At 74.6% G+C, this 15,331-nt stretch carries 12 protein-coding genes; all 12 read right to left on the reverse strand.

The genetic code is table 11. The features are described 5' to 3' along the window. Positions 1-142 precede the first annotated feature (142 nt). The 12 genes from ACSNN9_RS02875 to carA all read right to left on the reverse strand — a co-directional run bounded on the left by ACSNN9_RS02875 (position 143) and on the right by carA (position 15,319). The gene (locus ACSNN9_RS02875) at positions 143-1,126 is read right to left on the reverse strand and encodes an AAA family ATPase (RefSeq protein ID WP_436671052.1); all 984 of its coding nucleotides are present in this window, start codon (positions 1,124-1,126) and stop codon (positions 143-145) included. A gap of 254 nt (positions 1,127-1,380) precedes the next feature. Further along, positions 1,381-3,564, reverse strand: coding sequence for a primosomal protein N' (locus tag ACSNN9_RS02880; protein WP_436671084.1), 2,184 nt, complete (start codon positions 3,562-3,564; stop codon positions 1,381-1,383). Positions 3,565-3,635: 71 nt separating this feature from the next. After that, positions 3,636-4,829 carry a methionine adenosyltransferase gene (gene metK, locus ACSNN9_RS02885; protein ID WP_358090145.1) on the reverse strand — a complete coding sequence of 398 codons (1,194 nt, stop codon included), beginning with the start codon at positions 4,827-4,829 and terminating at the stop codon, positions 3,636-3,638. An 88-nt stretch (positions 4,830-4,917) separates the two neighbouring features. Continuing rightward, positions 4,918-6,126, reverse strand: coding sequence for a bifunctional phosphopantothenoylcysteine decarboxylase/phosphopantothenate--cysteine ligase CoaBC (coaBC, locus tag ACSNN9_RS02890; protein WP_358090148.1), 1,209 nt, complete (start codon positions 6,124-6,126; stop codon positions 4,918-4,920). Positions 6,127-6,140: 14 nt separating this feature from the next. Further along, positions 6,141-6,404 (reverse strand): DNA-directed RNA polymerase subunit omega, encoded by a 264-nt coding sequence (rpoZ, locus tag ACSNN9_RS02895; protein ID WP_007075826.1) that lies wholly within the window; start codon positions 6,402-6,404, stop codon positions 6,141-6,143. A gap of 16 nt (positions 6,405-6,420) precedes the next feature. Then, positions 6,421-6,984: a guanylate kinase gene (locus tag ACSNN9_RS02900; RefSeq protein WP_436671053.1), complete on the reverse strand. Its 564-nt coding sequence runs from the start codon at positions 6,982-6,984 to the stop codon at positions 6,421-6,423. Positions 6,985-7,009: 25 nt separating this feature from the next. Further along, the gene (gene mihF, locus ACSNN9_RS02905; protein WP_007458370.1) at positions 7,010-7,327 is read right to left on the reverse strand and encodes an integration host factor, actinobacterial type; all 318 of its coding nucleotides are present in this window, start codon (positions 7,325-7,327) and stop codon (positions 7,010-7,012) included. Between the two features lie 176 nt (positions 7,328-7,503). Then, complete coding sequence (gene pyrF, locus ACSNN9_RS02910) at positions 7,504-8,343, reverse strand: orotidine-5'-phosphate decarboxylase (RefSeq protein ID WP_436671054.1); 840 nt, start codon at positions 8,341-8,343, stop codon at positions 7,504-7,506. A 108-nt stretch (positions 8,344-8,451) separates the two neighbouring features. Further along, positions 8,452-9,726 carry an adenosylmethionine--8-amino-7-oxononanoate transaminase gene (locus ACSNN9_RS02915; RefSeq protein WP_436671055.1) on the reverse strand — a complete coding sequence of 425 codons (1,275 nt, stop codon included), beginning with the start codon at positions 9,724-9,726 and terminating at the stop codon, positions 8,452-8,454. After that, positions 9,723-10,742, reverse strand: coding sequence for a quinone-dependent dihydroorotate dehydrogenase (locus tag ACSNN9_RS02920; RefSeq protein WP_436671056.1), 1,020 nt, complete (start codon positions 10,740-10,742; stop codon positions 9,723-9,725). The genes ACSNN9_RS02915 and ACSNN9_RS02920 overlap by 4 nt, the downstream gene beginning before the upstream one ends. Positions 10,743-10,761: 19 nt before the next feature. Further along, complete coding sequence (gene carB / locus ACSNN9_RS02925) at positions 10,762-14,163, reverse strand: carbamoyl-phosphate synthase large subunit (RefSeq protein ID WP_436671057.1); 3,402 nt, start codon at positions 14,161-14,163, stop codon at positions 10,762-10,764. Then, a complete protein-coding gene (carA, locus tag ACSNN9_RS02930) occupies positions 14,156-15,319 on the reverse strand; it encodes a glutamine-hydrolyzing carbamoyl-phosphate synthase small subunit (RefSeq protein ID WP_436671058.1) in 1,164 nt (387 codons plus the stop codon). Before carA ends, carB begins: the two co-directional genes overlap by 8 nt. Positions 15,320-15,331 lie beyond the last annotated feature (12 nt).

The raw sequence follows: 15,331 nt of genomic DNA on the forward strand, positions 1-15,331 counted from the left end.
GCGACGCGACGCCGGCGGTTCCGTGTCGATGGTCACGGAAGGCTCCCGTAGCCGCGCAGGACCGGCCGGGCCCGGTGCCGCGGCGGGGCGGCCAGGACCGGCCCGGGCGGCGTGCCGTGCCCGGCGGTGCGGGGCGGGCGGCTCAGACGCCGGTGCCCGGCTCCCCGGCCAGGACCGCGTCGCCGCCGAGCAGGGCGTGCTCGGGCAGCGGCAGCTCGATGGAGTGGGCGGCCTCCCAGTCGTGGATCAGGCCGGGCCGGGCCTGGGCGGCGAAGTAGTCCACCGCGCTCATCCCGCCGACCACCGGCTCGTCCACCTCGGCGACGAGCCGGGCCGGCACCAGGCGGAAACCGTTCTGCAGGGCGGCGCTGAGGCGGCGGTGCCCGTCGACGACGAAGAAGTACTCGCCGGTGTAGCCGATCCGCAGGGGTTCCAGCGCCTCGTCGCCAGTTGCGGCCACCTCGCCGACGAACTCCGAGTCCCACAGGTCGCGCAGGTGGGCGATGTCCTCGGTCGGGTAGACCCGCGCGGGGTCGAGCAGCAGCAGCGGGGGCGCGTCGCGCAGCACGTCCGCGCAGAGCCGGCCCTCGTACGCGTCGATGATGTGCTCGATGACCTCGGCCGCCGGGGCGCGGGTGGTGTCGCAGATCAGGTCGTAGTTGCGCAGCCGGGCCTTGTCCACCCCGTACCGGACGATGAACCGGCCCCGCTCGCTCTCGCTGCGCTCCCGCAGCTTGGCCTTGGCCTCCTCCATGGAGGCGTAGCTCTCGGCCGGGCCGGAGGGGCGGGCGAGCACCCGTCGGGCCGCCTCGCCCGGCTCGGTGATCATGTGCACCTTGAGCGCGTCGGTGAAGAAGTGCCAGGCCAGCCGGGAGTCCATGACCAGGCTCTCACCCGAGGCGGCGATGTCCCGCTGGAGCTGGTCGACGTAGCCGTCGACGGCCTGGTCCAGCTCCGCGTGCAGGTTGAGCTGGAGCGCGGTCATCTGCCGCTCCTGCGCCATCTGGCGGTAGAGGTCACCGACGCTGACCCGGCGCAGGCCGAGCCGCTCGGCGATCTCCACGGAGACGGTGCTCTTGCCGCTGCCGAGGTCACCATTGAAGACGATCGACTGACGAACGGTCACGACTGGTCCACCCCTGATCACCGGCTGTTTGACATCATCGACATCGCGCCGAACCGACGCGCTCCCGCCATCGTCGCGCGATCCTGCGCCTCCAGCCCGGCGCTGTCTGGCGCCGCGCTGTGACCTGGAGCCGTCGTACGCCCCGGCATGACGGGCGATGCTATCACCCGCCTGGCGACGCACCGCCGGACACGGCGTGCGACGACGGGCCGGGCCGGGCGGTGGGACCGGCCCCGGAGCACCCGGGCCGCCGGTCAGAAGAGAGCCAGCGGGTCGACCTGGAGGCGGACCGGGTCGGCGGCCTTGCGGGCGGCGCGCACCCCGGCCGCCGAGTGCAGCGCGCCGGCCAGCGCGGCGGCCCGGGCCCGGGGGACCCGGACCAGCATCCGCTCCCGCTCCCCGTCGGCCGGCACCGGCCCGAGCAGCTCGGCCTCCGCCGGCAGCCGGGCCTCGGCCAGCAGGTCGGCGACCGCGGCCGGCACGCCGGTGACGCTGGCCATCCGCACCGCCGGCGGGAAGCCCAGCTCCCGCCGCTCGGCCAACTCCCGGGCCGCGAACCAGCCGGCGTCCCAGCGCAGCAGGGCCTGCACGGGGGCGAGGGCCCCGTCGGCGACCACCACCACCCGACCGCCGGCGGCGGCGGGCCGGGCCAGCGCGGCGGCCGCCAGCCAGCGGCGCAGCGCCTCCTCCCCCGCCCGCAGGTCGGCCCGGGTGAGCAGGGCCCACGAGTCGAGCAGCAGCACGGCCCCGAAGCCGCCCTCGGCGACCGGCTCGGCGCCAGGGGTGGCGATGACCAGGCCGGCGCCGCCCGGGACCGCGGCCAGCACCTCCTCCCGCCCGGAGGTGCGCACCGGCACGCCGGGAAAGGCCCGGCCCAGCTCCTCGGCGGTGCGCCGGGCGCCGGTGACGGAGGCGCGCAGCCGTCGTCCGCCGCACTCCGGGCAGGCGTACGCGGCGGCGACCCGGCCGCACCAGCGGCAGGCGGGGGTGCCCTCGGCGGAGGGCAGCGCGAGCGGCCCGGCGCAGTGCGCGCACCGGGCCGGGGTGCGGCACTCGGCGCAGGCCACCGAGGGCAGGTAGCCGCGGCGGGGCACCTGGACCAGCACCGGCAGGTCGGCCCGGAGCGCCTCCCGGGCGGTGGTCCAGGCGAGGCTGGGCAGCCGGGCGGTGGCCGCCCCGGGGTCCCGGGCCAGCTGCGGATCGTCGCCGGTGGGCGCGATGGCCGGCATCCGGGCCCGGACGGTGGCCCGGTCGGCCACCACCTCGCGGGCCCACCCGGTCTCCACCAGCAGCTGCGCCTCGGCGGTGCGGGTGTATCCGCCCACCAGGGCCGCGGCGTCTCCGAGCTGGGCGCGGGTGAGCAGCACCTCCCGGGCGTGCGGGTAGGGGGCGCGGGGCTCGGCGTGCAGGTCGTCGCCGTCGTCCCAGATCGCCACCAGCCCGAGGCGGGCGACCGGGGCGAACATCGCGGCCCTGGTGCCGACCACCACCGCCACGTCGCCGCGCCGGGCCGCCAGGAACGCCCGGTAGCGCCGGGCGGGGCCGAGCGCGGCGGAGAGGCAGACGTGCCGGCCCGGGCCCAGGGCGTCGCGCAGGGCGGCGTCGAGGCGGTCCAGGTCGCGGTTGTCGGCGACGACCACCACCGCGCCCCGGCCGCCGGCCACGGTGGCGGCGACGGCCTCGGCGTAGCGGGCGGGCCAGTCCTCCCCGGGCAGCGCGGACCAGACCGCCCGAGGGGACCGCCCGTCGGCGAGCGCCCGGAGCATGGCGGGCCCGGCCGGGTAGTCCCGCCACGCGTCGGGACCGGGCCCGGCCGGCGGGGCGCCCGGGGTCCGGTCGGACGGCTGTCCGCCGGGGGCCCCCGCCGGTGCGGCGACGCCCGGCCCGGCGGGGTCTCCGCCCGGCCCGGCGGGGCCCGCGTCCGACAGGGCGGGGTCCGCGTGGACGGGCCGGTCCTCGTCGGGGGCGGCGGAGGCACCGTCCCACGCGACGGGCTCCCCGCCCGGTCCGGCGGACGCCGCGTCCGGCATGCCAGAGGCACCGGCCGGCACGGCGAGAGCTTCGGCCGGGCCGGCGGTGGGACCGGCCGGCGCGGCGAGGGCTTCGGCGGGGGCGGCGGCGCGGGCGCGGACGTCCTTCTCGACCCGGGCGTGCCGGGGCGGAACGGCGAGGCGGAGCACGTCGGCGAGGCTGCCGGCGTAGCGGTCCGCGACCGCCCGGGCCAGCCGGGCGACCTCCGGCGCGAGCACCGGCTCGGGCGAGACGACCTTCTCCAGGTACGCCAGCCGGCCGGTGTGCCCCGAGTCGTCGGCCCGCTCCAGCAGCCAGCCGTCGACGAGCTGCCCCGCGAAGCGGACCTTCACGCGCACGCCGGGGACGGCGTCGGCGTCCAGCTCGGCCGGGACGAGGTAGTCGAACGGGCGGTCCAGGTGGGCCAGGGGGACGTCGACGCAGACGCGAGCGACCGGCGACCCGTCCGCGGGTCGCCGGTCGCTGCGCCTGGTGCCGGTCAGGCTCCCGCGGCCGACTTGAGGTCGGCGGCCCGGTCGGTGCTCTCCCAGGTCAGGTCCGGCAGCTCCCGGCCGAAGTGGCCGTAGGCGGCGGTCTGCTGGTAGATCGGGCGGAGCAGGTTGAGGTCCCGGATGATGGCGGCCGGGCGCAGGTCGAAGACCTCGGAGACGGCCTTCTCGATCGAGGCGACCGGCACGGTCTCGGTGCCGAACGTCTCGACGAAGAGGCTGACCGGGTGGGCCTTGCCGATCGCGTACGCGACCTGGACCTCGCACCGCTCGGCCAGGCCGGCGGCGACCACGTTCTTGGCCACCCAGCGCGTCGCGTACGCCGCCGAGCGGTCCACCTTCGACGGGTCCTTGCCGGAGAACGCGCCGCCGCCGTGGCGGGCGTAGCCGCCGTACGTGTCGACGATGATCTTGCGTCCGGTCAGGCCGGCGTCGCCCATCGGCCCACCGATCTCGAACCGGCCGGTCGGGTTGACCAGCAGCCGGTAGCCGTCGGTGTCCAGCCCGAGGCTCTCCAGCTCCGGGGCGATGACGTGCTCGCGCACGTCGGGGGTGAGCAACGAGTCCAGCGAGATGTCCGCGGCGTGCTGGCTGGAGACGACCACCGTGTTGAGCCGGACGGGGCGCAGCCCCTCGTACTCGATGGTGACCTGGGTCTTGCCGTCGGGCCGCAGGTACGGGATCGTGCCGTCCTTGCGGACCTGGGAGAGCCGCCGGGCCAGCCGGTGCGCCAGGGCGATGGGCAGCGGCATCAGCTCCGGCGTCTCGGAGCAGGCGAAGCCGAACATCATGCCCTGGTCGCCGGCGCCCTGCGCGTCCAGCGCGCTCTCCGACGCCCCGGTACGCAGCTCGAAGGCGTTGTCGACGCCCTGCGCGATGTCCTCGGACTGGGCACCGATGGAGACGCTGACGCCGCAGGAGGCGCCGTCGAAGCCCTTCTTGGACGAGTCGTAGCCGATGTCGAGGATGGTCCGGCGGACGATGGTCGGGATGTCGGCGTACGCCTTGGTGGTCACCTCGCCCGCGATGTGCACCTGACCGGTGGTGATCAGGGTCTCCACGGCGACGCGGCTGCGTGGGTCCTCGGCGAGCAGGGCGTCGAGAATGCCATCGCTGATCTGGTCGGCGATCTTGTCCGGGTGGCCTTCCGTGACCGATTCGGAAGTGAAGAGGCGGCGTGTCACGGCACTCCTAAATTGTGGAAGTCGTTCCGCGGCAGTGTAGTCATCCGCGGCAGAGCCTGGCCCCTTCGGTCGTGCCCCTTTCCAGCCGTCAGGAACGGCCGGGCAACCGGGCAACCACGAGATCCCAGACGCCGTCGGCGAGGTCCTCCTTGGACCGTTCGGGCATCCGGCTGACCGAACCGTCCGCGCCGATGACCGTCGCCGCGTTGGTCTCGGCGCCGAAGACCTTGTCCGGCCCGACCTCGTTGATCACGACGAGGTCCGCCCGCTTGCGGGCGAGCTTGGCCCGGCCGTTGGCCTCGGCGTCGCCCGTCTCCGCGGCGAACACCACCAGCACCTGCTCCGGGCGACGACGCCGGCCCAGCTCGGCCGCGATGTCCGGGTTGGTGACGAGCTCGATGGTGGGCGCGCTGCCGTCGTCCGACTTCTTGATTTTGCCAGGCGCGTAGGTCGCGGGACGGAAATCGGCCGGAGCCGCCGCCATCACCACCGCGTCGGCCTCGGCGGCCGCCGCCAGCGTGGCGTCGCGCAGCTCGCCCGTGGTGCCGACCCGGACCAGGTCGACGCCGGCGGGATCGGGCAGCGAGACGTTGGCCGAGATCAGGGTGACCCGGGCACCCCGGGCCACCGCGCAGCGGGCGAAGGCGTAGCCCTGCTTGCCCGAGGAGCGGTTGCCCAGGAAGCGGACCGGGTCGAGGGGCTCGCGGGTGCCGCCGGCGGTCACCACCACGTGCCGCCCGGCCAGGTCGGCGGGGGCCCCGACGCCCCGGGCCAGCGCCCGGCGGGCGACCGCGAAGATCTCCGCCGGGTCGGGCAGCCGGCCCTTGCCGGTGTCCGCCCCGGTGAGCCGGCCGACGGCGGGCTCGACGACGCGCACGCCCCGGGAGCGCAGCGTCGCGACGTTGGCGACGGTGGCCGGGTGCTCCCACATCTCGGTGTGCATGGCCGGGGCCAGCACCACCGGGCAGCGGGCGGTCAGCAGCGTGTTGGTGAGCAGGTCGTCGGCGAGGCCGTGGGCGGCCTTGGCCAGCAGGTCGGCGGTGGCCGGCGCGACCACCACCAGGTCGGCCTGCTGGCCGAGCCGGACGTGCGGCACCTCGTGCACGTCCGACCAGACGTCGTCGGCGACGGGCTGGCCGGAGAGCGCGGCCCAGGTCGGGGCCCCGACGAAGCGCAACGCCGACGCGGTCGGCACGACCCGGACCTGGTGGCCCGACTCGGTGAAGAGTCGCAGCAGCTCGCACGCCTTGTAGGCGGCGATGCCACCGCCGACCCCGAGGACGATCCGGGGGGACATCGACGCGCGGCGGGTTACGGCTGGTCGGTCGGCTCGGCGGTGAGCAGGCCCGCGTTGATCTCGCGCATGGCGATGGAGAGCGGCTTCTCCTGGGGCGTGGTCTCGACCAGGGGGCCGACGTATTCCAGCAGACCCTCACCGAGCTGGCTGTAGTAGGCGTTGACCTGGCGTGCGCGCTTGGCGGCGAAGATCACCAGCGCGTACTTCGAGGTCGTCTTCTCGAGAAGCTCGTCGATCGGCGGGTTGGTGATGCCTTCGGGGTTTGCGATGGATCCCACGAATTAACCTCTGCGTCTATCGCACCGCGCGCGGCGGTGCTGGCGGTCCACCGCGCACGTGCGGTGGCGCCGGAGCCAGGAAAGAAGAACCGGACAAGCCTACCAGCTCGTCGACGACCCGCCCGGTGAGGTCGTGCGCGAGGGTGTGTTCGAAGGCGGCCGGCGTGACCTGCGGGGGGAGGGTCCCCGGCGGGTGCAGCAGCACCAGCCGGGCGTCGGGCAGCACCGCCCGGACGAGCAGCGCGCCGGCAAGGTCGAGGCCGATCAGCACCGGCTGGCCGGCGGCGAGCCGGGACCGCAGCGGTTCGAGGGGGGTACCGCGCCGGTGGGGCCCGGCCCGGCTCCACTCCAGCAGCTCCCCGGCGGCGACCATCCGGTCGAACTCGGCGGGGGTCAGGAAGAGCCGGTCGAGGCCGTCCAGCTCGCGCTCCCGGCGCGGGCGGGTGGTGGCCGGCACCGGGACCCAGACGGACGGAGAACGCGCCCGGACGCGCTCGACGACACTCTCCGTGCCGGAGCCCGAAGGCCCCGTCAGGACAGTGAGCCGAGCCGCCGGGCGCGCCTCGTCATCCGTGCTCACTGCTTGTTTCTACACGCAGCCAGCCTCAGTTGGCGGCGAACTCTCCAAGCAGTGCCTTGCGCTGCTGCTCGCCGAGGCCACGCAGGCGACGGCTGTCGGCGATCTTGAGCTTCTCCATGATCTGGGTGGCCCGGATCTTGCCGATACCCGGCATCGCCTGCAGCACGGCGGAGACCTTGAGCTTGCCGACGACGTCGTCGGACTCGGCACGCTCGAGGACGGCTCCGAGGGTGGTCTTGCCCTGCTTGAGCTGCTCCTTCAGCTCAGCACGGGCCTTGCGGATCTCCGCGGCCTTCTCCAGCGCGGCAGCGCGCTGTTCGGGGGTCAGTGACGGGAGCGGCACCAGTTCTCCTCAGGTCCCTATCGCGACGGGCGGGACGCACCGCCGCATCTGTGAAACGTGGTGTCGCTGTGAACCAAGGGGTCCGTGGTTCCCAGCGCGGGGAAAACTAGCGGGAGACGGAGCATTCGGCAACGTGGGCGCGCGATGATCTTCGCAAAAGGTGACCGAGCCGTCAGTCAGGCTCCAGCGGCGAGGGCGGCCCGGCAGTCCGTCAGGGCCCGGTCGGCGGCGGCCCGCAGCGCGTCCGGATCAGGGCCCGCGCCCAGCACCTCGCGGGAGTACGAGGGCAGCACCGCGGGCAGGGCGGAGCCGAAGACGACGCGCAGATCCGCCGCGGTGGCGCCCTGCGCCCCGAGGCCCGGGGCGAGCAGCGGACCGTTCACCGCGGACAGGTCGTGACCGGTGTCACCGATGGTCGCGCCGACCACCAGCCCGACGCTGCCGAGCGGCTGCGCACCCGCATTGAGCTGGGAAATCTCGTCGATGACCACCTGCGCCACGGTGCGCCCGTCGGCGGTGCGGGCGCGCTGCACGGCGGCGCCCTCGGGGTTGGAGGTGAGCGCCAGCACGAAGACCCCGCCGCCGTGCTCGGCGGCCAGTTCGAACATCGGCGCGAGCGCGCCGACGCCGAGGTACGGGCTCGCCGTCACCGCGTCCACATGGACCGGGCTGGATGGGTCGAGGTACGCCGAGGCGTACGCGGCGACGGTCGAGCCGATGTCGCCACGCTTGACGTCCAACAGAACGAGCGAGCCGGCATCGCGCAACTGTCGGATAGTTGACTCAAGAATCGCCATACCTTTCGAGCCGAACCGCTCGAAAAAGGCCGACTGGGGCTTGACCACCGCGACCCGGTCACCGAGGGCTTCCGCGACCGTCCGGGCGAACCGGTCAAGCCCCCGGACGTCGTCGTCGAGCCCCCAGCGGGCCAGCAGCCCCGGGTGCGGGTCGATGCCGACGCAGAGCGGCCCCCGCTCGGTGACGGCCCGGTGCAGGCGGGCGCCGAAGCTCTCCATCCGGTTCTCTCCCTCTCCTCGGCGCCCCGGGGCGTCCACCGCCGGGCGCGCTCCTGTCGCGGGCGGCGCGCGCCGCCCGCGTACTCCCGCCGGAGCGTGACCGGCGGCTCAGCCGGCCCGCACCGCGGCGGCGACCCCGGCGGCGATCCGGGCCAGGTCGGCGTCGTCGGTGACGTACGGCGGCATGGTGTAGACCAGGTCGCGGAACGGCCGCAGCCAGACCCCCTCGGCGACCGCGGCGGCGGTGGCGGCGGGCAGGTCCACCTCGCGGTCGAGCTGGACCACGCCGATCGCGCCGAGCACCCGCACGTCCGTCACCCCCGGCGCGCCGCGCAACGGCTCCAGGCCGGCCCGCAGGCCCGCCTGCACCCTCGCCACCTGCCCCGCCCAGTCCCCCGCCCGCAGCAGGTCGAGGGAGGCGTTGGCGACCGCGCAGGCCAGCGGATTGCCCATGAACGTCGGCCCGTGCGCCAGCACCCCGCCGGCGGAGATGCCCCGGGCCACCTCCGCCGTGCAGAGCGTGGCGGCCAGGGTGAGGTACCCGCCGGTGAGCGCCTTGCCCACGCACATCACGTCGGGCGTCACCCCGGCGTGCTCGGCGGCGAACATGGCGCCCGTCCGGCCGAAGCCGGTGGCGATCTCGTCGAAGATCAGCAGCACCCCGTGGGCCCGGGTCACCTCGCGCAGCACCCGCAGGTAGTGCGGGTGGTGGAAGCGCATCCCGCCGGCGCCCTGGACCACCGGCTCCACGACGACCGCGGCCAACTCGTGGGCGTGCCGCTCGACCGTCTCGACCAGGGCCGCCTCGTAGGCCGGCTCGGGCGGGGTGGCGAAGCCGCCGGGCGGCACGGGGGCGAAGACCTGCCGGGGCAGCACGTCGCCCCAGAGGTGGTGCATGCCGCCCTCGGGGTCGCAGACGCTCATCGGGTGGAACGTGTCGCCGTGGTAGCCGCCCCGCCAGGTGCCCAGCCGGCGGCGCTCCGGCCGGCCGGTGGCCCGCTGGTACTGCAGGCACATCTTGACCGCGACCTCGACGCCGACCGAGCCGGAGTCGGCCAGGAAGACGTGCTCCAGCCCGTCCGGGGCCAGCTCGACCAGGGTGGTGGCCAGGCGGACCGCCGGGGCGTGGGTGAGCCCGCCGAACATCACGTGGCTCATCCGGCCGAGCTGGTCGGTCACCGCCGCGTCGAGCACCGGGTGCCGGTAGCCGTGGATCGCCGCCCACCACGACGACATCCCGTCGACCAGTTCCCGGCCGTCGGCCAGCCGCAGCCGTACGCCCGCCGCGCTCTGCACCACGTAGGGCGCGCTGGCCGGCGGCAGGGCCGCGTACGGGTGCCAGACGTGCGCCCGGTCGGCGGCCAGGATCTCCTCGGGGGTCACCCGCCCGTCCTCGCGGCGCGGGCGGCGGCGCGGACCAGGGCCGGCCCACGGTAGATGAAGCCGGTGTAGAGCTGGACCAGGGCGGCGCCGGCGTCGAACATGCGGGCCGCGGCGTCCGGGTCCACGATGCCCCCGACGCCGATCACCGGCAGCCGGCCGCCGGCCTCCCGGTGCACGAAGGCGACCACCTCGCGGGCGCGGTCGGCGAGCGGGCGGCCCGAGAGGCCGCCGGTCTCCGCGCCGCGTGCCCGGTCGGCGGGGGCGATGCCGTCGCGGGCGAGCGTGGTGTTGGTGGCGATCACCCCGGCGGCGCCCCGGGCCAGGCAGACCTCCAGCAGCTCGGCGATCGCCGGCTCGGTGAGGTCCGGCGCGATCTTCACCAGCACCGGCTTCTCCCCCACCAGCGCCGCCAGGATGGCGTCCAGGTGCGCCCTGTCCTGCAGGGAGCGCAGGCCCGGGGTGTTCGGCGAGGAGACGTTGACCGCGAAGTAGTCGCCGTGCGCGCGCAGCGCGCGGTACGAGGTCAGGTAGTCCGCCACCGCCTCGTCCAGCGGGGTCACCTTGGACTTGCCCAGCGAGATGCCCAGCGGCACCCCGATCGGGCGGGGCAGCGCGGCGAGCCGTGCCGCGAGGGCCCCGGCGCCGGCGTTGTTGAAGCCCATCCGGTTCACCACGGCCTCGCTGTCGCGCAGCCGGAACAGCCGGGGCCGGGGGTTGCCCGGCTGCGGGTGGGCGGTGACCGTGCCGACCTCGACGAAGCCGAAGCCCAGCGCGGGCCAGGCGGGCAGCGCCGCGCCGTCCTTGTCCATGCCGGCGGCGAGCCCGACCGGGTTGGGGAACTCGACGCCGAACACGGTGCGCGGCGCGCGGACGGCGTAGCGGGCCCGCAGCACGGCCAGGGCCGCCGGCCGGCGGGAGAGCCCCGCCAGCCGGCGCAGCGTCCACTCGTGCGCGGCCTCGGCGTCCCCGCCCCCGATCCGGAACAGCCCGGGCCGCACGACCCGTTCGAACATCACCGCGCGCTCGCCGGGGCGGTCACTCGGCGGCCCGCAGGGCGGCGTGCAGCTCCTGGAGCGGGCGGACCTGCATGTCGCCCCGGATCCGCGCCTCGATGCCCATCACCGCCGCCGCCGCGCCCGGCACCGTGGTGATGCACGGGATGTCCGCCGTGACGGCGGCGCTGCGGATCTCGTAGCCGTCGGAACGGGCGCTCGCGCCCGAGCCCTGCGGAGTGTTGATCACCAGCGCCACGGCGCCGCCGAGGATCAGCGACACCGCGTCCTCGCCCCCGTCGGACTCGTAGTGCTTGCGGATCTGCTCGCAGGCGATGCCGTGCCGACGCAGCACCTCCGCCGTGCCGGTGGTGGCGACGATCTCGAAACCCAGGTCGGCCAGGCGCTTGATCGGGAAGATCATGCCGCGCTTGTCCCGGTTGGCGACCGAGACGAAGATCTTCCCGGCGGTCGGCAGCGAGCCGTACGCGGCCGACTGCGACTTGGCGAAGGCGTGCCCGAAGGCGACGTCGATGCCCATCACCTCGCCCGTGGACTTCATCTCCGGGCCGAGCAGCGAGTCCACGCCCTTGCCGGTGGGGGTGCGGAACCGCTTGAACGGCAGCACCGCCTCCTTCACCGCGATCGGGGCGCCGGCCGGCAGCGAGCCGCCGTCCCCGGTCGCCGGGAGCAGCCCCTCGGCGCGCAGCTCGGCGATGGTGGCGCCCAGCGCGATCCGGGCCGCCGCCTTCGCCAGCGGCACCGCCGTCGCCTTGGAGACGAAGGGCACCGTCCGGGACGCGCGCGGGTTCGCCTCCAGCACGTAGAGCATGTCGTCCTTCAGCGCGTACTGCACGTTGAGCAGGCCGCGCACGCCGACGCCCCGGGCGATCGCCTCGGTGTAGCGGCGCACCTGGGCCACGTGCGAGCCCGCCAGGGTGATCGGCGGCAGCGCGCAGGACGAGTCGCCGGAGTGGATGCCGGCCTCCTCGATGTGCTCCATCACCCCGCCGAGGTAGACCTCGCCGTCGGCGTCGCAGAGCGCGTCCACGTCGATCTCGATGGCGTCGTCGAGGAAGCGGTCGACCAGCACCGGGTGGTCCGGGGAGATCTCGGTGGCCCGCCCGATGTAGTCACGCAGCGTGGCGTCGTCGTAGACGATCTCCATGCCCCGCCCGCCCAGCACGTACGACGGCCGGACCAGCACCGGGTAGCCGATCTCGTCGGCGATCGCCTTCGCCTCGTCGTACGAGGTCGCCATGCCGTGCGCCGGGGCGCGCAGCCCGGCCCGGGCCAGCACCGCCCCGAACGCGCCCCGCTCCTCGGCCAGGTGGATCGACTCCGGGGAGGTGCCGACGACCGGCACGCCCGCGTCCTTCAGCCGCTGCGCCAGGCCCAGCGGCGTCTGCCCGCCGAGCTGCACGATCACCCCGACCACGCCCGGCCCGCCGGCCGCCCTGCCGGAGGTGTCCTCGGCGTGCCAGACCTCCAGCACGTCCTCGAAGGTGAGCGGCTCGAAGTAGAGCCGGTCGGCGGTGTCGTAGTCGGTGGAGACGGTCTCCGGGTTGCAGTTGACCATCACGGTCTCGAAACCGGTGCCCGCGGCGGAACCCGCGCCCGAGGCGGCCGAGGTGGCGGTGCCGACCGGCGCGCTGCGCAGCGCCTGGACCGCGTGCACGCAGGAGTAGTCGAACTCGATGCCCTGGCCGATCCGGTTCGGCCCGGAGCCCAGGATCATCACCTTCGGCCGGGCCGACGGCACGACCTCCGTCTCCTGGTCGTACGTCGAGTAGTGGTAGGGCGTGGTCGCCTCGAACTCGGCGGCACAGGTGTCCACCGTCTTGTAGACCGGGCGGACGTCGAGGCGGTGCCGCAGCGTCCGTACGCCGTCCTCGGCGGCCAGCTCCGGGCGCAGCGCGGCCAGCTGCCGGTCCGACAGCCCGGCCCGCTTCGCCCGGCGCAGCAGCTCGGCGTCGAGCACCGGGGCGTCCACGATCTCCGCGCGCAGCTCGACGAGGGCGGCGATCTGGTCCAGGAACCAGGGGTCGATCCCGCCGGACGCGGCGGTGACCTCGGCGATCGACGCGCCGAGGCGCAGCGCCCGCTCCACGGTGTAGAGCCGGCCGTCGTGCGGCATCCGCAGCGCGGCGAGGGTGTTCTCCTTCGTCGCGCCGGCCGGGTCCGGCTGGGTCCAGAAGCCGGTCGCCTTCGTCTCCAGCGAGCGCATCGCCTTGTTCAGCGCCTCGCTGAAGTTGCGGCCGAGGCTCATCGCCTCGCCGACGGACTTCATCGTGGTGGTCAGCTCCGGGTCCGCGCCCGGGAACTTCTCGAACGCGAACCGGGGGATCTTCACCACCACGTAGTCCAGGGTCGGCTCGAACGCCGCCGGGGTCTTCAGGGTGATGTCGTTGGGGATCTCGTCGAGGGTGTAGCCGATGGCCAGCTTCGCGGCGATCTTCGCGATCGGGAAGCCGGTGGCCTTGGAGGCCAGCGCCGACGACCGCGACACCCGGGGGTTCATCTCGATCACCACGATCCGGCCGTCGGCCGGGTTGACGGCGAACTGGATGTTGCAGCCGCCGGTGTCCACCCCGACCTCGCGCAGCACCGCGATGCCCAGGTCGCGCAGCTGCTGGTACTCGCGGTCGGTGAGCGTCATGGCCGGGGCGACGGTGACGCTGTCGCCGGTGTGCACGCCCATCGGGTCGACGTTCTCGATCGAGCAGACCACCACGACGTTGTCGTGCCGGTCGCGCATCAGTTCGAGCTCGTACTCCTTCCAGCCGAGCACGCTCTCCTCGATGAGCACCTCGTGCACGGGGCTGGCGGCCAGCCCGTCGCCGGCGATGCGCGCCAGGTCCTCCGGGGTGTGCGCCATGCCGGAGCCGAGGCCGCCCATGGTGAACGACGGCCGGATCACCACCGGCAGGCCCAGCTCGGCGACCGTGGCCTCGACCTCCGCCATCGAGTGGCAGACCCGGGAGCGGGGCACCAGGCCCGCCGGGTCGTCGAGACCCAGGCGTACGCCGGCCTTGGCGACGATGTCCTTGAACAGCTGCCGGTCCTCGCCGCGGTTGATCGCCTCGATGTTGGCGCCGATCAGCTCCACGCCGTACTTCTCCAGCACGCCCGCCTCGTGCAGGGCGACGGCCGTGTTCAGCGCGGTCTGCCCGCCGAGGGTGGGCAGGATCGCGTCGGGGCGCTCCTTGGCGATCACCAGCTCGACGAACTCCGGGGTGATCGGCTCGACGTACGTGGCGTCGGCGAACTCGGGGTCCGTCATGATCGTCGCCGGGTTCGAGTTGACCAGGCTGACCCGGATCCCCTCGCTGCGCAGCACCCGGCAGGCCTGGGTGCCGGAGTAGTCGAACTCGCAGGCCTGCCCGATCACGATCGGCCCGGAGCCGATCACCAGGATGTGCTTCAGATCGGTCCGCTTAGGCATGTGTGCGCCCCTCGCTCTGGGTCCGGCCCTCGATCAGCTCGGCGAAGCGGTCGAAGAGGTAGTCCGCGTCGTGCGGACCGGCCGCCGCCTCCGGGTGGTACTGGACGGTGAAGGCGGGCACGTCCTTCGCCCGCAGCCCCTCGACCACGTTGTCATTGAGGCAGACGTGACTGACCTGGACGCCCCCGAACTCGGTCTCGATCACCTGGTCGGGTACGACCGCGCCGTGGCCCGCGCCGGGGACCTCGACCGCGAAGCCGTGGTTGTGGCTGGTCACCTCGACCTTGCCGGTGACCCGGTCGAGCACCGGCTGGTTGATCCCCCGGTGGCCGTAGCCGAGCTTGTACGTGCCGAAGCCCAGCGCCCGGCCGAGGATCTGGCTGCCGAAGCAGATGCCGAACAGCGGCACCCGCCGGCGCAGCACCTCCCGCGCCAGGGCCACCGGCGCGTCGGCGGTGGCCGGGTCGCCCGGGCCGGGCGAGAGGAAGACCGCGTCCGCGCCGGTGGCGAGCAGGTCGTCGATGGTGGAGCCGGCCGGCAGCACGTGGGTGGTGACCCCGCGGGCGGCCAGCCGACGCGGGACGTTGCGCTTGATGCCCAGGTCCAGCGCGGCGACCGTGAACCGGTGCTCGCCGGAGGCCGCCACCACGTACGGCTTCGCCGTGGTGACCTCGGCGGAGAGGTCCGCGCCGGCCATCTCCGGGGCCTGCCGCACCCGGGCCAGCAGCGCCCGGGGGTCGGTCTCGACGCTGGAGATGCCGACCCGCATCGCGCCGCGCTCGCGCAGGTGCCGGGTCAGCGCCCGGGTGTCCACGCCGCTGACGCCGACCACGCCCTCGGCGGCCAGCCGCTCCTCCAGCCCACCGGTGGCCCGCCAGTTCGAGCCCATCCGGGCCGGGTCGCGGACCACGTAGCCGGCGACCCAGATCCGGGCGGATTCGTCGTCCTCGGCGTTGACGCCGGTGTTGCCGATGTGCGGGGCGGTCTGCACCACCACCTGCCGGTGGTAGGAGGGGTCGGTGAGGGTCTCCTGGTAGCCGGTCATGCCGGTGTTGAAGACCGCCTCGCCGAAGGTCTCCCCGACGCTGCCGTACGCCTCGCCGTGGAACGTCCGCCCGTCCTCCAGGACGAGGATCGCCGATTGTCTGCGGGTCATGCTGCGTCTCCT

Source organism: Micromonospora sp. URMC 107 (assembly GCF_051386315.1).
GTDB lineage: Bacteria > Actinomycetota > Actinomycetes > Mycobacteriales > Micromonosporaceae > Micromonospora.

Bases quoted from the DNA above. Each gene is read 5' to 3' on its own strand.
- carA (WP_436671058.1), bottom strand. From the start codon at position 15,319: ATGACCCGCAGACAATCGGCGATCCTCGTCCTGGAGGACGGGCGGACG.
- carB (WP_436671057.1), bottom strand. From the start codon at position 14,163: ATGCCTAAGCGGACCGATCTGAAGCACATCCTGGTGATCGGCTCCGGG.
- coaBC (WP_358090148.1), bottom strand. From the start codon at position 6,126: ATGTCCCCCCGGATCGTCCTCGGGGTCGGCGGTGGCATCGCCGCCTAC.
- pyrF (WP_436671054.1), bottom strand. From the start codon at position 8,343: ATGGAGAGCTTCGGCGCCCGCCTGCACCGGGCCGTCACCGAGCGGGGG.